12 protein-coding genes are annotated in these 16990 nt (G+C 61.4%); 9 read left to right on the top strand and 3 right to left on the bottom strand.

Annotated features, from left to right (window positions below):
- The first annotated feature begins 49 nt into the window (after positions 1-49).
- From P3T24_RS23065 to P3T24_RS23050, 4 genes are all read left to right on the top strand, one after another.
- A complete protein-coding gene (locus P3T24_RS23065; protein ID WP_429438112.1) occupies positions 50-1831 on the top strand; it encodes a phospholipase C in 1782 nt (593 codons plus the stop codon).
- A gap of 137 nt (positions 1832-1968) precedes the next feature.
- Positions 1969-3414 carry a cytochrome-c peroxidase gene (locus tag P3T24_RS23060; RefSeq protein ID WP_429438109.1) on the top strand — a complete coding sequence of 482 codons (1446 nt, stop codon included), beginning with the start codon at positions 1969-1971 and terminating at the stop codon, positions 3412-3414.
- A 57-nt stretch (positions 3415-3471) separates the two neighbouring features.
- Positions 3472-4353: a MurR/RpiR family transcriptional regulator gene (locus P3T24_RS23055; RefSeq protein ID WP_429286998.1), complete on the top strand. Its 882-nt coding sequence runs from the start codon at positions 3472-3474 to the stop codon at positions 4351-4353.
- 243 nt (positions 4354-4596) lie between these two features.
- Positions 4597-6891: a phosphocholine-specific phospholipase C gene (locus P3T24_RS23050; RefSeq protein WP_429438107.1), complete on the top strand. Its 2295-nt coding sequence runs from the start codon at positions 4597-4599 to the stop codon at positions 6889-6891.
- 76 nt (positions 6892-6967) lie between these two features.
- Here the strand turns inward: P3T24_RS23050 and P3T24_RS23045 are convergent, their stop codons facing one another.
- On the bottom strand, positions 6968-7612 hold the full coding sequence (locus P3T24_RS23045; protein WP_074264525.1) for a TetR/AcrR family transcriptional regulator: 645 nt from the start codon (positions 7610-7612) through the stop codon (positions 6968-6970).
- A 90-nt stretch (positions 7613-7702) separates the two neighbouring features.
- Here P3T24_RS23045 and P3T24_RS23040 point away from each other — a divergent pair, with 90 nt between their 5' ends.
- Entirely contained in the window at positions 7703-8611 is a 909-nt protein-coding gene (locus tag P3T24_RS23040; RefSeq protein WP_429438104.1) for an SDR family oxidoreductase, read from the top strand.
- On the opposite strand, the gene P3T24_RS23035 is transcribed toward P3T24_RS23040, so the two are convergent.
- Both P3T24_RS23035 and ampC read right to left on the bottom strand, forming a co-directional pair.
- Entirely contained in the window at positions 8602-9189 is a 588-nt protein-coding gene (locus tag P3T24_RS23035; protein WP_429438101.1) for a hypothetical protein, read from the bottom strand. The genes P3T24_RS23040 and P3T24_RS23035 overlap by 10 nt on opposite strands.
- 38 nt (positions 9190-9227) lie before the next feature.
- Entirely contained in the window at positions 9228-10397 is a 1170-nt protein-coding gene (gene ampC, locus P3T24_RS23030) for a class C beta-lactamase (protein WP_429438098.1), read from the bottom strand.
- A 337-nt stretch (positions 10398-10734) separates the two neighbouring features.
- Here ampC and P3T24_RS23025 point away from each other — a divergent pair, with 337 nt between their 5' ends.
- The 4 genes from P3T24_RS23025 (at position 10735) to P3T24_RS23010 (ending at position 16949) form a co-directional block, all read left to right on the top strand.
- Positions 10735-11043, top strand: coding sequence for a PadR family transcriptional regulator (locus tag P3T24_RS23025; RefSeq protein WP_074264529.1), 309 nt, complete (start codon positions 10735-10737; stop codon positions 11041-11043).
- A 163-nt stretch (positions 11044-11206) separates the two neighbouring features.
- A complete protein-coding gene (locus tag P3T24_RS23020; RefSeq protein WP_429438095.1) occupies positions 11207-12352 on the top strand; it encodes an efflux RND transporter periplasmic adaptor subunit in 1146 nt (381 codons plus the stop codon).
- 11 nt (positions 12353-12363) lie between these two features.
- Complete coding sequence (locus P3T24_RS23015) at positions 12364-15540, top strand: efflux RND transporter permease subunit (protein WP_429438092.1); 3177 nt, start codon at positions 12364-12366, stop codon at positions 15538-15540.
- The gene (locus P3T24_RS23010) at positions 15537-16949 is read left to right on the top strand and encodes an efflux transporter outer membrane subunit (RefSeq protein WP_429438089.1); all 1413 of its coding nucleotides are present in this window, start codon (positions 15537-15539) and stop codon (positions 16947-16949) included. Before P3T24_RS23015 ends, P3T24_RS23010 begins: the two co-directional genes overlap by 4 nt.
- Positions 16950-16990: the final 41 nt, after the last annotated feature.

Genomic DNA, 16990 nt, shown 5'->3' with positions numbered 1-16990 from the left:
TCCTATCCCCAAACGATGGATCCGTCGCAGAATATCCGGAGCGCCCCATATGTTACGTAGAAAACCCCTGTTGCCGATTTCGTTGGCGGTGACGATGCTGACGCTGGCAGCTTGCGGCAGCAGCAGCCACAACACGCCAGCGCCGTCGGCAGAGGATGCACTGACTACCGCGACGCCGATCAAGCACGTCGTCGTGATCTTCGGTGAGAACGAATCCTTCGACCACTACTTCGGCACTTACCCGAACGCAACGAACCCCTCGGGCGAACCGACGTTCACCGCGGCAGCCGGCACGCCGACGGTCAACGGTCTGACGACGGCGCTACTCACTGCGAATCCGACGGTCTCCAACACGGCGAACCCGGCTGGCACCAATATCAATCCGTTCCGCCTCGACCGTACCCAGGCCGGCACGGAAGGTCAGAACCACGGCTACACGGCGGAACAGCTCGCTTCCGACAACGGCAAGATGGACCTGTTCCCGCTCAACACGGGTAACAACGCGACGGGCACGACTGGCGAGTTCGGCACGCTCGGCCTCGTGATGGGTTACTTCGACGGCAACACCGTGACGGCTCTGTGGAACTACGCTCAGAACTTCGCGATGAGCGACAACATGTACACGGACACGTACGGTCCTTCGACGCCGGGCGCGATCGCCGTGGTGTCGGGCCAGCACAATGGTGCCGTGGTTACGAAAAACGGCGCGGTGGTAGCGGCCAGCGCGTCGGCCAATCCGTCGTCCAACGTGGTCTATGACCTGCAGGGCGGCTGGACGCTGATCGGTGACCTGGATCCGACTGGCGATGCCTGTACAGTTGCGGCCGATTCGGCTTCGACGGCGACGGCAACGATGACCTCGAAGAACATTGGCGATCTGTTGAATTCGGCCAACATCACCTGGGGCGGCTTCATGGGCGGGTTCAACCTGACCACGGTCAACCCGAACGGTACGACGGGCTGCAAGCGGACGACCTTCTCGAGCGTGTTAGGCGCGAACGAAGCCGATTACGTTCAGCATCATGCGTGGTTCCAGTACTACGCGAGCACGCAGAACTTGGCGCACACGCGTCCGAGTTCGGTTTCGGTGATCGGTCATACCGATCCGCTGGATAGCACGGCGACGCCGGTGCACCACCAGTACGACGTGGACGACTTCTTTGCCGCTGTGAACGCCGGCAACTATCCGTCGGTCAGCTTCCTGAAGGCACCTTCGATTGCCGATGCGCACCCGGGTAATTCCGATCCGCTCGACGAGCAGGCTTTCGTGACCAGCGTGGTGAACTTCCTCGAGCAGCAGCCGGACTGGAAGAACACCGCCGTTATCGTGACCTATGACGATTCGGACGGCTGGTACGACCACCAGTTCGCTACGCCGACGACCTCGTCGTTCGACAGCACCACGGTGGAAAGCGCCGGTAATAGCTCGGACAACGAACGTAGTGTGACGGGTGCCGACCAGATCGTCAGCGCCGGTGTATGTAACGCGACGGGCGCGGTGCAGGGCGTGGGTGTCAACGGTGGTGCAGTGAACGGCCGCTGCGGCCCGGGTACGCGCATTCCGTTGCTCGTGATCTCGCCGTATGCCAAGCCGAACTACGTCGACCATACGCTGATCACACAGGCATCGGTGGTGCGCTTCATCGAAGACAACTGGTTGAATGGTACGCGTATCGGCCAGGGTTCGAACGATGCCAGCGCAGGCAGCATCATGAGCCTGTTCAACTTCTCGACGACGACGCCGAATCCGACGCTGTTCCTCGATCAGAACCTGGGTACGAAGGTTGCCACGCCGCCGGCGGCCGCATCCTCAGTGGCACCGGCAGTCTAAGCAGCATCAGCCGGCACGCTTCATAGCCGGTTCACGTCCCGGTAGCTCACGCTACCGGGACGAGTGTTTTTGGAGAGGCCCGGCTTAGGCCGGGCCCTATGCGTTTTTGATACCTCTGCGTTTCTCACTACATTCACATGTCTACGAGTCCACAGCCCACTTCGCCATCAGCCGGATCAACCATTGCCCCCCAGCCACCCGGACAAAGCAGGCCACGCGGCCGCGGGCCCCTGTTGGCAGGATGTGTGGTCGTGCTGCTAGCCGTCGCGGGCCTGGTCGGCTACGCGTTCGCCTACCCCGAGCAGATGCCCGACACCGTAGGTGAATTCGTGGGAGGTATCACCGGCGCGAACCCGCATCCGGTGCAACTGGTTTTGCCGCCGTCTGCTCCTCTGAGTGCTGTCGCCCAACTGGGCCAGCAGATTTTCTACGACACGTCGTTGTCCGCGTCCGGCAAGCAGTCGTGTGCGTCGTGCCACAGCCCGGCGCATTCGTACGGACCGCCAAACGATCTGTCCGTGCAGCTGGGCGGTCCGCATCTGGACCGGCCGGGCTACCGTCCGCCGCCTTCGCTAGCCTACCTGTACCGTCAGGCGGTTTTCAGCATCGGGCCTGATGCGGCGGATGCCGAGGCGCCGCCCGATTTCGCTGCGCTTGCCTCGGCCGCGAAGGGCGTGCAGCGTGCGGACAAGGTCGCGGGCCTCGCGCCCGCTGCTCCGGCGATGGTGCCGCAGGGCGGCCTGTTCTGGGATGGCCGTGCCGATACGTTGCAAAAACAGGCCATCGGACCGCTGCTCGATCCGAACGAAATGGCCAATACAAACGTAGAAGACGTGGCTGCCAAACTTGCCAAGGCCCCTTACGTCAAAACGTTCGAGAAGCTTTTCGGTCCGCAGATCCTCAAGGATCCGCAACGCTTCACGGCAGAAGCCATGTTCGCAGTGGGCCGCTATCAGTTCGAGGAACCGTCGTTCCACGCGTTCACCAGCAAGTATGACTACTGGCTGCAAGGCAAGGCACGTCTGACGCAAACGGAACTGCGAGGCCTGCATCTGTTCAACGATCCGAAGAAGGCCAACTGCGCCGGCTGCCACCTGAGTGCGCCGACTGCGGACAACCTGCCGCCGCTTTTCACCGACACGCAATACGAAGCGCTTGCTGTACCGCGCAACCCTGAGCTGGCGCAGAACCGCGATCCGAAGGCTTTCGACATCGGCTTGTGCGGTCCGATCCGCAAGGATCTGGCGCAGCAAACGCAGTACTGCTCGATGTTCCTCACGCCGACGCTACGCAATAGTGCAGCGCGGCACATCTACTTTCACAACGGTGTCTATCACGACCTGAAGCACGTGATGGACTTCTACAACCTGCGCAATACCAATCCCGAGAAGATTTACTCGCACGATGCGTCGGGCAAGGTGGTGATGTTCGACGATGTGCCCAAGCAATACCAGCCCAACATCGACTTCGCCGACGCGCCGTTCGACGTCAAGCCGACCGATAAGCCTGCGATGACGGATCAGGATATCCAGGACATCATCGCGTTTATCGGCACGTTAAACGACGGCTACCACCCGAAGTGATGCGTTGTATTGTCGGGGGCATACTTGCACTATCGACGCCCCCTGCAAGGAAACCGTGTGGCAAACAACCCAGCAGCGCGGGCCGACGCGATCACCGTGTCGGCCATCCTGTCGCGCATTGAACAGCTTTATCCGACCTATGGCGCCGCGAGCCGGCGCATCGCGGATTTCATCCGCGAATACCCGCACGAAGTCGTGCATATGTCGGTCAGCGAAGTGGCCGAGCGCGTCGGCGCGAGCGAAGGCAGCGTGGTAGGTTTCTGCAAGACGCTCGGTGCAAAGGGTTTCCTGCAGCTGAAAATCGTGCTCGCGCAGGAAATCGTGCAGCCGGTGCAGCTGATTCACGAGGACGTGGCGCGCGGCGATAGCACGGCGGCCGTGGTTGCGAAGATCTTCAGTTCGAATGTCCAGGCATTGCACGAAACCGAAGCGACTCTCGACGTGCATGCGCTCGAGCAGGCCGTCATGGCGATTCGCAGTGCGAAGCGCGTCGAAATCTACGGTGTCGGCAGCTCGGCGCCGATCGCCGAGGACGCGCATTACCGGCTGCTGCGCATCGGTCTCGATGCGCGCGTCGCGGTCGACCCGCATATCCAGGCGGTGAGTGCGTCGCTATGCGATTCGAGTGTTGCCACGCTGACCATCTCGCATTCAGGCGCCACCCACGAGACGGTCGCCAGCACCCGGCTGGCGAAGGAAGCGGGCGCGCGCACGATCTGCATCACCAACTTCGGGCGCTCGCCCATCCACGCGTATTCCGACATCGTGCTCACGACCATGGCGCGCGAGACGCACTTTCGCACCGAGGCGATGGCAAGCCGGATCGCGCAACTCGCGATCGTCGACACGCTGATTGCCTGTCTCGCGCTAGCGGATTACGAGCGCTCCGTGGATACCATTCGCCACACCTTCGATGTCCTCTCGCTGAAGCGTTACTGACGGGAAGGGCGGTGGAAGCAAAATTGAATAATGTTCAAAAGTGGAAACATATTCGATAAATAAACTTCACTCGTCTGTCACGAAGGCCTCGTAACCTGAACAGGAGATCGGGCGCGGCAGCCTTTCCACCCAGCGTCGAGCACGACAGCGCTCCCGGTCCTGACTGCGCCCCGTAATCCGCCGGCAAGCCACGCTGGCCCAGAGTGCCGGGTGCTGCCCGTCCCTACTACGTCGAGACACGTGATGAGCGAAATCGAACAGAACGACGACACCCCGACCCCGTCCACCCAGCACAACGACTCCCGCCGCAACTTTCTGCGCCGCTCGGTGAACACCGCTGGCGCACTGGCGGCCACCACGATCCTGCCGGCATCGATTCGCAAGGCGCTTGCGATTCCGGCCAACTATGGTTCCGGCACGATCGAGGACATCAAGCATGTGGTGATCCTGATGCAGGAGAACCGCTCCTTCGATCACTACTTCGGCACGCTCAAGGGCGTGCGCGGTTTTGGCGATCGCTTCCCGGTCACGCTGCCGAACGGCCAGACGGTGTGGCAAGAGGCGTCGTCAGCGCCTGGTGCAAGCACGACCACCGTCATCCCGCCGTTTCACCTCAACACGGCGACGATGAACGCGATGGGTGTGGCCGATTGTCCGCACGACTATGGCACCGGGCAGGCGGCGTGGAGCCAGGGGCAATTTGGCCACTGGCCGTACTGGAAGTCGCAGTACTCGATGGGCTACTACGAGCGCGCCGATATTCCGTTTCACTTTGCGTTGGCCGAAGCCTTCACGCTGTGCGACGCGTATCACTGCCAGTTGACTGCGCCGACCGATCCGAACCGCATCGCGTTTTTCTCTGGCTCGAACTTCAATCCGCAGCTTGGCAGCAGCGGCGTCAATTCGACCGATGCCAACGCCGAAGCGACCAACGTGCGCTGCTCGGTCGGCGGCACGATTTCGGCCACGACCCCGCCGTATCAGTACACCTATGGCGGCACGGCATTCACGTGGCCGACGCTACCGGAACTGTTGCAGCAGGCCGGCGTGACCTGGAAGATCTATCAGGATCCGAACAACAACTGGGGCGGGCTGCTGCACGGCTGCCTCGCATTCGAAAGCTTCCGTACTGCACAGCCGGGCTCGACCATCTACAACAATGGCATGACCGGTAGCCCTGATTTTGTGACGTCGTTCGCGAACGACGTGAAGAGCGGCTCGCTGCCGCAGGTCTCGTGGATCCTGCCGACGCCGAACGTCTCCGAGCACCCGAGCTACTTCCCGAGCGACGGCGCGAATTTCATCTCGCAGGTGCTGGACGCGCTGACGGCCAATCCGGCCGTCTGGAGCCAGACCGCGTTCTTCATCACCTACGACGAGGAAGACGGCGTCTTCGATCACGCGCTGCGCCCCGCCGTGCCGTCTTACGACGCGAGCGGCAACGTCATGGGTGGCTCGACGCTGCCGCTAGCCGGTGAGTATTTTGCAACGACACCCGCACTGTATTCGACCTATCTGGAATCCGCCGACACGATCAGCGGTTCGGTGCGCCCGTGGGGCCTCGGTGGACGCGTACCGATGTTCGTCATCTCCCCGTGGAGCGCCGGCGGCTGGGTCAATTCGCAAGTGTTCTCGCACACGTCGATGGCGATGTTCCTGGAGAAGCGCTTCGGTATTACGGTATCGAGCGTGAGCCCGTGGAACCGCGCGATCACAGGCGATCTGACCGGCTGCTTCGACTTCCGGCGTCCGGACGCGAATGCTTCTACCTATTCGCGGCTGCCGAGCACCGCCAACACCGCGGCCTTCGACGCTGCGCAGCAGGCGCTGCCGGCGGTCACGCCGCCGAGCTCGCCCGAGCCGCTGTTCCAGGAACCCGGATTCCGGCCGTCGCGTGCGCTGCCCTATGAGTTGCACACCAACGCACGCGTGTCGCCGAACGGCACGATCGAGCTGTTGTTCAGCAATACCGGCAAGCAGGGCGCGGTATTCCATGTCTATGACCAGAACAATCTCAGTACGATCCCGCGGCGCTATACCGTCGAAGCCGGCAAGCAGTTGCACGACAGCGCATGGACCGCCAGCACGAGCGGCAACTACAACCTGTGGGTGTATGGGCCGAACGGCTTCGTGCGCCAGTTCAGCGGCAACGCGCTCACGGGCGCACAGGTGGAAATCGAGGTTGGCTACGAGGCGCTGACCGGCGCGGTGTCGGCGACTTTTACCAACAACGGTTCGAAAGACGTGCAGGTGACGCTGGCGGCCAATGCCTATGCGAGCGCGTTCCTGCGTCCGCAGACGCTATTCGTGCCGCCCCGCCGGTCGACCGTGCAGCGTTGGGAAATGGCGGCACTCGGCGGCTGGTACGACTTCACGGCCACCGCGAGCGGTTTCACGCGGCGCTTCGCGGGCCGCGTCGAAACCGGCCGGCCGAGCATCAGCGATCCGGCGATGGGCAGCGGTCTCGCTCACCAGAGCGCCGCCGCAGGCACTAGCGATCCGGCGCTGGGTGCCATGTCCGATCGTGAACTAGCGTAGCCGTAGTAAAGACGAAGGCCACCGGTGTGCTGTGAGGCACACTGGTGGTCGCCTTTTACGCTGGATTGCCCTGCGTTCAACTAGGTCGGCGAGGCGCTGTTCGAGGTTTGTTTTTGCCTTGAGCTGCGGCTCGCTTTCTGGCTACGCGCGCGCTCGGCCACGCCAGCATGGCGAGGTCGATCATACGGTCCAGGGTGTCTGCATTTGCGCCCGCCTGAGGCAGGTTAAGCACTGCCTGGGAAACACCGAGAAAGTGCCAGGCCAGGGCATCGACATCCGCGTCGGCTTGCAATTCGCCATTCGCGATCGCTTCGCGCAACAGATTCGCCAACATCTCGCGCTGCGCGTTCATCCCGACGACGGCTGCCTGTTGTCCTGCTTCGGACAGGTCGACGAGTTCGGCACAACTCCTCGCCAGCAGGCAGCCCGGAGGGCGTTGCCGGACACCCGGCAGAAGTCCACGCAGCAATGCTTCGAGGCGAGCGCGTCCTGTGCTGCCCTCGGTCGAATTCATCCTCCTTAGCACCCGGTCTGTGTAGGTCGCAAGTACCACCTGGAACAGGCCGTCCTTGTCCTGGAAGCGTTGATAAAGGCTCGATCGGGACAGACCCGTGGCTTCCGAAAGATCATTGATCGACGCAGCCGCATAGCCGTGGCGCCAGAAAACTTCCAGTGCCGCGTCGATGACTGCGGCTTCGTCATATTGCGGTTTTCCGCTCACTCGGTCCTCGTTGACAAAACAGGTTGACAATCAGGAACGATCATTCCATTATGGGAACGATCGTTCCATGATATTTGGATCGTTCGTTCCATGATACCTCCAAAAGGCACCGATATGTCCAGTCATCCAGTCCCGAATACACAGAAGCCGCGGATCGCCATTGCCGGGGCCACAGGTCGCGTTGGTTTGGCGTTGAGCACGTTGCTCGCCGCCGATCCGGTTGAACTCGTGGCGCTCACGCGCCAGCCCGATGGCGCACGATTGCCTGCCGGTGCGACGGCGGTTGGTGTCGACTTTGAACGCCCGGACACCCTGCGGGAAGCGTTGCGTGGTGTCGACCGGTTGTTCATCTCGCAAGGCACCTCGGGCCGGCAGGTCGACAACGAGATTGCATTGATCGATGCCGCCGTTGCCGCGGGTGTCCGGCATATCGTCAAGCTGTCCGCCCTTGGGCCCGCCAGCCGACTGATCCCGTTTGCCTGGCACATGCAGATCGAGGCGCACCTGGCGCATCAACCGGTAGCGTCTACTGTTTTGCGCCCCAGTGCTTTTGCTTATCTTCTCAAGTATGCGGGCGCGGGTGTGGCCGCCGGTTCGTGGGGCGGCGCGGCAAAGGAAGGGCGTGCGAATTTCATCGATACGCGCGACATAGCCGACGTCGCGCGCGTTGCCCTGCTGGAAGATATCGAACCCGAATCGCAGCGGGCGTACCACATGACCGGTCCTCGGGCATGGACGATGGCGCAGGTTGCCGAGGAGTTGTCGCGCCTGCTCGATAGATCGGTTACCTACATTAATCGCACTCCTGCACAACAACGAGAGGTCTTGCTCGCCGCGGGGCATCCTCCTTTCGCGGTCGATCTGCTGCTGGGCCTTGATCAGATGTTCCGCGAGTCTGTGCTGGGAGAGACGACGTCGACGGTCGAGGAACTCACGGGAAAAGCGCCGCGATCGTTGACGGAGTGGTTGAAGGACAACATCGCTGTCTTTCAGCCTTGAGCTTTCGAGGCCAGCCGGAAAGGGTCGACAACCCACATTTCGCCAGCCCGGAGATGGTTTTCTGATAAAGCAAGCCACTCCGTCAGCGGCGTGAGGCTTATCCCCGGAGAGACGGATCCGCCGTAGGACTCCGAAACGAACTGCGCACCGTCCTCCGGGCCGCACACCACCTGAACGATGTGAGTGATTCCGCGCGAGCGGGGATGGTTGTTCGCCCACGCGGGCTCACCCATTTTCAGCCCAATCGTGGCGTATCGAGGGAAGGTGTCGGCTGTGATCTTGCTCGCCTCAAGAATGAACCCCGTGCGTGTCCCAATCTCCTCGATGATCCGATCCGACCAGGCATGCAACGCCAGCATGTCGTCTGCGCTGAACACTGCCCGGCCGGTCGCTTCGTTTTCCGCCTGCATGGCCTGCGTCAGGAGCAGGGTGGTCCATCCCGAGCAGTCAATGACCGGCGGACTCAGCGATAGCCCTTCGGATTTCACACCGCGCCGATATCCCACCCGACCTGTGTAGCGCTGCACTAGTCGCCACATGGTTTGCTCAGCCGCCTTGAATGCTATGGGTGAATTCATGGTATCTCGTCAGGATGAGAAGGCCGCGGCGAAAGCTCTCAACGTTCGCTGTTCTCCAGCGAGGTGAGAATCCGGTATGCGGCGGTGACTCGTTCATCAATCGGGAAGTTCTTGTTGGCGAGAATCACGATCCCCAGTCGCTTCTGCGGAATGAAGGCAATGTAGGCGCCAAAGCCGTTCGTCGAGCCGGTTTTGTTGATCCAGACATTGTTTTGTGGTTCTTGCGGTGGCTTTATTTCGGTAACCGGCGTTGCGCTAAAGATCATCGCCGGCGAGTTGCCGGACAGAAGCGACTCGAGCGTGACCGGGTACGGATACTGTTCCCAGATCAGATCCTGTGTCATGGGCCCTGCTTTGAAGTAGCCAATGTGCGTATTGGCAATCGCGTGTTGCAGTTTTTCGTTCACACGAATCAGATTCATGTTGGCTTCGACAAAGCGATTCATGTCCGCGGCGGTCGTCTTGACACCGTATGCCTCAGAAGACAGCACGCCTGGCGCCATCCTGATCGGCGCGCCATCTTTTGCGTAGCCCTGCGCGTAGTCGGGCATTTTCGCCGCAGGTACCTTGATGTAGGTGTCTTTCATGCCGAGCGCGGGAAACAGCTGACCTTGCATCAGCCCGTCAAAATCTTGCCCCATGCTTTTTGCCGCGATCAAACCGAGTGTTCCGATGCTGGGATTGGCGTAAGTCCGATGGGTACCAGGCGCGTAGGCCGGTTGCCACGCCTTGAAATACTGCATCAACTGTTCATTGTTGCTGATGTTGTCGGGCACCTGCAAGGGGAGGCCGCCGGGAGTGTGCGTGCCCAGATTGAGGAGCGTCACGTTGCCGAAGGGGCTGTTCTGCAGCGACGGCAGGAACCTGCTCGTCGGGTCAGACAGAGACAGATAGCCGCGAACCTGCGCGTACGACGCTAATGTCGCCGTCAACGTCTTGCTGACCGAACCGAGCTCGAACAAGGTTTCGTTCGTCACCGGTTTTCCTGTCTCCGTCGAGGCCACGCCATAGTTGAACACGTAGTGTTCATCGCCATCGACGATGCCGACCGCCATGCCGCGAATGCCGTTGTGCGCGATGACGGGCGCCATGGCGTGGTCGACCGCGGTTTTTATTCTGTCTTTCTGATCGTCCGCTGCGTGGCTGGCGGTCGCGATCGTGCATGCAATAGCGGTGATCGTCATGAGGCTTACGGCTCGTCGATTCATTTGCCTGGTCCTTGAGTGGGGCATGTTTTGACGACGGAGTATGACGCCTCTGCCGTTCATCGACTATCGAGCAAATCTTGCCTTAGGAAATAGAAAAACTTTCGGATGGGATGGTTGGCGTCCCCAACAATCCTCGGAAGAAGATGAGCCGATACGCCGTCGCGCGAAGGTCCTGTTAATCTTTCGTAAGCACATCGTATGCATGATTTTTGATCGGTACCTTGCATAAACAAATAGAGGCTGATACTGTCACGCCCAGTTGCAACAGGCGTTTTGGCCCGGCTCATGTATTATGCATAGCAAGGTTCCTTGTTATGCATTATTCCTCCGGACATAGATGAAAACGCAGTTGAAGAAAGGGGCGCTCGATATGTGCGTGCTGGCTGTTCTGGCCCGCGGGGATAGTTACGCCTATGAACTGGCATCGACGCTCTCGCTCGCGATGGAGGTGGGCGAGGGCACGATCTATCCGTTGATGCGGCGTCTGCAGGCCGAGGCGTGGGTGTCGACCTATACGGTCGAATCGGCCTCGGGACCGCCGCGCAAGTATTACTCGCTGACCGGCATCGGCCGTCGCCGGTTACTCGAAATGCGGGCGGAATGGCGCAGTTTTGTCGACGAGGTTCACGGCGTCCTGGGGCAGTAAGGCGGCGCGGTAGCGGAGAACGGTTAAAGGATCCTGGGTATCGGGATCCGGTCGTTTTTCATTAGTCAAAAAAAAGTAAAAGCGAGCAGGTGATATGGTTCTTTTCGCGTGTTCTGACAAGTACGGGCGGGTTTCGCTGCGCCCAGCTTCATGCCTCGCTGCGATGCTGCTCCTGTTGGCGCTCGGCGGCTGCGGCAAACATCAGGCCGGCGGCGCGGGCGACGCCGCATCTGTAACCGAAGTCGGCGTGCTGGTCATGACGCCGCAAAAGATCGTCGAACGGACCGAGTTGTCAGGACGCCTGTCTGCCCTCAATGTGGCCGACGTGCGTCCGCAGATTTCCGGCATCGTGCAAAAGCGTCTGTTTACCGAAGGCGCTGAGGTAACGGCTGGCCAGCCGCTCTATCAGATCGATCCGGCGATGTATCAGGCCACCTATGATCAGGCCCGAGGTGTACTCGCGAAGGCCGAAGCCACGTTGTCGGACGCGAAGGCGAAGTCGAGCCGCTTTGCGGAACTGGTCAAGATTAACGGCGTCAGCAAGCAGGATTACGACGACGCCATCGCCGTCGTCAACGAAGATCAGGCTGACGTGCTGGCTGATCGCGCGTCGCTCGAATCTGCGCGCATCAATCTCGGCTATACGCGCATCACGAGTCCGATCTCGGGACAGATCGGCGTGTCCAGCGTGACCGCCGGCGCCCTCGTCACCGCGGAGCAAACTACGGCGCTCGCCACGGTCCAGACCATCGACCGCATGTATCTCGACGTGACCCGTCCGAGCGTCGACTGGTTAAGACTCCGAAAGGAGTTCAACGCTGGCCGTCTGAAGCAGGCGGGTAACCAGGGCGCAACCGTGCACATCGTCATGGAGGACGGTTCCGACTATCCGCAGCCGGGCACGCTGGCCTTCTCGGACATCACCGTCGATCAGACTACCGGCTCGGTCATTCTGCGTGTGGTTGTGCCCAATCCGGAGCATGAACTGTTGCCCGGCATGTTCGTGCGGGCCGAGCTGGAAGAGGGCGTCGACGAGCAGGCGATGCTGGTTCCGCAACTGGCCGTCACGCGGACCGCGGACGGCCGGGCGACGGTGTGGGTGGCCGGTCACGATGGCAAGGCCTATGAGGCGCCCGTCCAGGCCGATACGGCCTACGGCGACCGGTGGATCGTTTCGCAGGGCCTGAAGGCCGGCGATCGGGTGGTGATTAGCGGAGCCAGCCAGCTTCAGGATGGCGCGCCGGTCAAGGTGACCGACACCCAGGCTTCCAACGCTCCCGCGGCTAGCAGTGCAGCCGTACACAGTTAAGCGGGGACGAAATGGCACGTTTTTTCATCGATAGGCCGGTACTGGCCTGGGTCATCGCGCTCGTCATCATGATCGCTGGCGTGCTGGCGCTGCGCACGATGCCGATCGAACAATATCCGTCGGTCGCTCCTCCCGTGATCCAGATCGTGGCGACCTATCCGGGCGCCTCGGCCGATACGGTGGCCGCCAACGTCACGCAGGTGATCGAGCAGAGTCTGAGCGGCATCGACCATCTGCTCTATATGTCGTCCACCAGCAGCAATGCGGGCCAGGCCACGATCTCACTGACGCTCGATCCAGGGGCCAACCCCGACATCGCGCAGATGCAGGTGCAAAACAAGGTAAGCCAGGTGTCCGCGTTGTTGCCGCTGGTGGTCGAGCAGCAGGGCATCAACATTTCCAAGGCAAGCAGCAGTTTCCTGATGGTGGTGTCGCTGTCTTCGCGAAGTGGACGGCTAAACTCGATCGAACTCGGCAATCTGCTGGCGAGTCAGTTGCAGGACCCTATCACCGAAATTAACGGCGTCGGCGGTGTGAACCTGTTCTCCCCGCAGCACGCGATGCGCATCTGGCTGAACCCGATCAAGCTGCATAGCTTCGGCTTGACGGCGAGCGATGTGACGACCGCCATCGCCAACCAGAACGTCGAGACCTCGGTTGGCGAACTGGGTGGGACGCCGGCGACCGCGTCCCAGGCGATCAACGCGACGATCACCGCATCCAGCCTGATGCGCACTGCTGACCAGTTCGGCGACATCCTGCTGCGCGTCAATAGCAGCGGCGCCAAGGTGCGGTTGAAGGACGTTGCCCGCGTCGAGGTTGGCGGCGACACCTACGACATCGTGTCCCGCATGGGCGGCAGGCCGGCCGCAGCGCTTGCCATCGAGCTGGCCACAGGCGCCAACGCGATGGCGGTGGCGACGGCCGTGCGCGCACGCGTGGACGAGCTGAAACCGCAACTACCCGCCGACGTCGACGTCGACTACCCGTTCGACACGACACCGTTCGTGAAGATCTCGATTGTGGACGTCATGAAGACCCTGATCGAATCGGTGGTCCTCGTGTTTCTCGTCATGCTGGTTTTCCTGCGCAGTGTGCGCACCACGCTGATTCCGGCCGTGGTGATTCCGATTGCGCTGCTTGGCACCTGTATCGTGCTTTGGGTCGCGGGCATGTCGCTCAACGTGCTCTCGATGTTCGCCGTGGTGCTGGCGATCGGCTTGCTGGTGGACGACGCCATCGTGGTGGTTGAGAACGTCGACCGGATGATGCGCGAGGAAGGTCTGGGGCCGCGCGAAGCCACACGCAAGGCCATGAAGCAGATCACCGGCGCACTGATTGGGATCACGACCGTGCTGACCGCGGTGTTCATTCCGATGGCCTTTTTCTCCGGGGCGACCGGAGGCATTTACCGTCAGTTCTCCGTCACGATCGTGGCGGCGATGGTGCTCTCGTTGCTGCTGGCGCTCACCTTGACGCCCGCCTTATGCGCCACGTTGCTCAAGCCGGTCAGCGCCGGCGATGCCGCTCACAGCGGACGGATTGCCCGCTTTATCGAGCATGGCATCGAACGTTACCGCGACTGGCTGGCTGCTTTTCTCGCGCGCCCGCTGCGCTTCCTGTTTCTTTTCGCCGTGATCGTCGCGGCGCTCGCCTGGCTCATGAGCGGGCTGCCCACATCCTATCTGCCCGACGAGGATCAAGGGGTCGTGGTGGTGCTGGTGTCGACGCCGGTCGGCACGCCGCTGTCCGTGACGGACCGCACGGTCAGGCTCGCTGAGGACTACTTTCTGCATCATGAACCCGGCACCGACAAGGTACTGGCGATCGATGGATTCAGCTTCAATGGACAAGGCCAGAACAATGCGATCCTGTTTGTCAGCCTGAAGGACTGGAGTCAGCGTGACGGCGCCGATCAGCAGGCGCATGCAATCCTGAACCGCGCAAATGCCCATTTCGCCTCTTTGCGCGACGCACAGGTATTTGCTGTGAACCTGCCGGCGATTCCTAGCCTCGGCAACCAGAGCGGCCTCGATTTCGAGGTCGAGGATCGGGCGGGGCTGGGACACGAGCGGCTGCTTCAGGCTCGCAACATGTTGATGGGTCTCGCCGCAAAAAATTCCGCACTGGCGATGACGCATCCGGCCGGACTGGATGACACGCCGCAGTTCCATGTCGATATCGATCGTGAGAAGGCCAGCGCGCTTGGTCTGTCGATCGCCGACATCAACAACACGCTCGAAATCGCCTTCGGTTCGTCCTACGTGAACAACTACATCGACACGGGGCGAATCCAGCGCGTGTTCGTGCAGGCTGATGCACCGTACCGGATGATGCCGGACAATATCGGGCAATGGTATGTGCGTACCGCCGCGGCGGACGGAGCTGTTTTGGTGTCCGGTTCCGGACCGAGCAATTTCGATGGCCAGATGGTGCCGTTTTCTGCCTTCTCGACCACCCGCTGGACTTTCGGGTCGCCGCAGATCGAGCGCTACAACCATATGCTGGCGATGGAAATGACCGCGCAGACAGGGCCGGGCGCAAGTACCGGCGACGCGATGAAGGCGATCGGGAAAATTGCCGCGCAACTACCCAAGGGGTTTTCCGTGGAATGGACCGGCCAATCCTATCAGGAGGTCCTGTCCAACTCGCAGTCGCTGTATCTCTACGGCATTTCGATCGTGATCGTGTTCCTGTGTCTGGCCGGCCTCTATGAAAGCTGGGGCATGCCATTCGCGGTCCTGCTGGTGGTGCCGCTCGGCGCATTGGGCGCAGTGCTTGCCGTGACGCTGCGGGGCATGCCCAACGATATTTACTTCAAGGTAGGACTGCTCACGACGATCGGCCTCGCCACCAAGAATGCAATTCTGATCATCGAATTCGCCAAGGAGCTGCACGAACAGGGCCGCGATCTGATGGATGCGGCACTCGAAGCGGCGCGCTTGCGGGTCAAGCCGATCCTGATGACCTCGATTGCATTCGTGTTCGGTGTATTGCCGCTGGTTTTCAGTGGCGGTGCCGGCGCCGAGAGCCGGCGCGCGATCGGCACGGCTGTGACGGGCGGCATGCTTGGCGCGACGCTGCTGGCAGTCTTTTACGTGCCGCTCTTCTTTATTCTGGTGCGCAAGGTATTCAAGGAGCGCAAGTTGCATCCCGACACGACGAACCCGGCGGAGACCGAGCAATGAAGCGGCATATTCTTGGCAGCGTGTTATGCGTCATCAGCCTGTGCTCCTGCACCCTGGAGCCTGACTACCTGCGCCCGCCTTCGCCAGTGGCGGCGGCCTGGACGGATGCGGCGGGCGTGGCGGCCAGTGCGTCAGCCTCCGGGGCCGGCGTGGCTGCGCAATCCCCTGCGCCTCTCGCAGCAGACGTGGATTGGCACACCTTCTTCCAGGATCCCGCGCTGCAGAATCTGATCGCGCTGGCGCTTGAAAACAATCGCGACATGCGGGTGGCTGCGCTGAAGGTGGCCCAATACGAGGCACAATACCGCATCGCTCGTTCGGCACTCCTGCCGACAATCGATGCAACAGGAGCGGTGGACAACTATCGCGAGATCGGCGTTACCACGAAAGAAAGTAGCGTGACGCTCGGCGAGACTTCCTGGGAGGTCGATTTCTTCGGGCGTTTGCGCAGCCTCAAGCATCAGGCGCTCGAACAATATCTGGCGACCGACGCCTCGCAGACCAGCACGCGCATCAGCCTGATTGCGACCGTCGCAACCGATTATTTTCAGTGGCTGACCGATCAATCGCTGCTCGAGGTGGCGACAGCAACAGCCGAAGCCGACCGGCAAACCTATCAGGTGAATCTGCAAAGCGAGCGGATCGGTACGGCCTCAATGCAGGATGTGCGGCAGGCTGAGTCCGAGTATGCAAGCGTGCGTTCGAGCCTGATCGCCGACCAGCGTGCAGTGGCGCAGGACTTCAACAATCTGGTGGCGGTGATCGGCTGCCCGATTCCCGACGGACTGCTTCACAGCGAAGCGCTGGAAGCCTCGCAGTTGCCGCCGGTGAGTGCCGGTGTGCCGTCCGACCTGCTGACCCGGCGCCCCGACATCGTCGAAGCGGAACATACGCTGAAGGCTGCTAACGCGAACGTAGGCGCGGCCCGCGCGGCTTTCTTTCCATCTATCCAGCTGACGACGGCGGCGGGGACGTCCAGCACCGCGCTGTCGGGCCTGTTCAAGGCAGCGACCGGCGCATGGACCTTCGCACCTACGGTGACGCTGCCCATCTTCGATTACGGGAACAATCGGGCCACGCTCGACGCGGCGAAGATAGAGACGCAGATCGAAGTCGCCAATTACGAAAAGGCGATTCAGACTGCCTTCAAGGAAGTGGCGAACGCGCTGGCCGGGCGCGCCACCTACGTGGACCAGGTGGCGGCGGATCGCGAGTACGTGGCGGCTTCGACGCACTACGACGATCTGGCGCAAGCCCGTTATCGCACGGGGACCGATAGTTTTCTGGTCCTGCTGGATGCCGAACGCACGTTGTATACGGCAAGGCAGCAACTGGTCAACGACCGCTTTGCAGAACTGAGCAATCTGATCACACTATACAAGGCCCTGGGTGGAGGTTGGAAGGCGTAGATACAGTTTCGGGACCAACCGCGCAAACGCAGGACGAGTGC

The organism is Paraburkholderia sp. GAS33 (genome assembly GCF_050436645.1).
In the GTDB taxonomy this organism is placed as follows: domain Bacteria; phylum Pseudomonadota; class Gammaproteobacteria; order Burkholderiales; family Burkholderiaceae; genus Paraburkholderia; species Paraburkholderia phenazinium_B.
The sequence above is the reverse complement of the archived record's forward strand: the minus strand, read 5'-3'. Positions and strand labels throughout refer to the sequence as shown.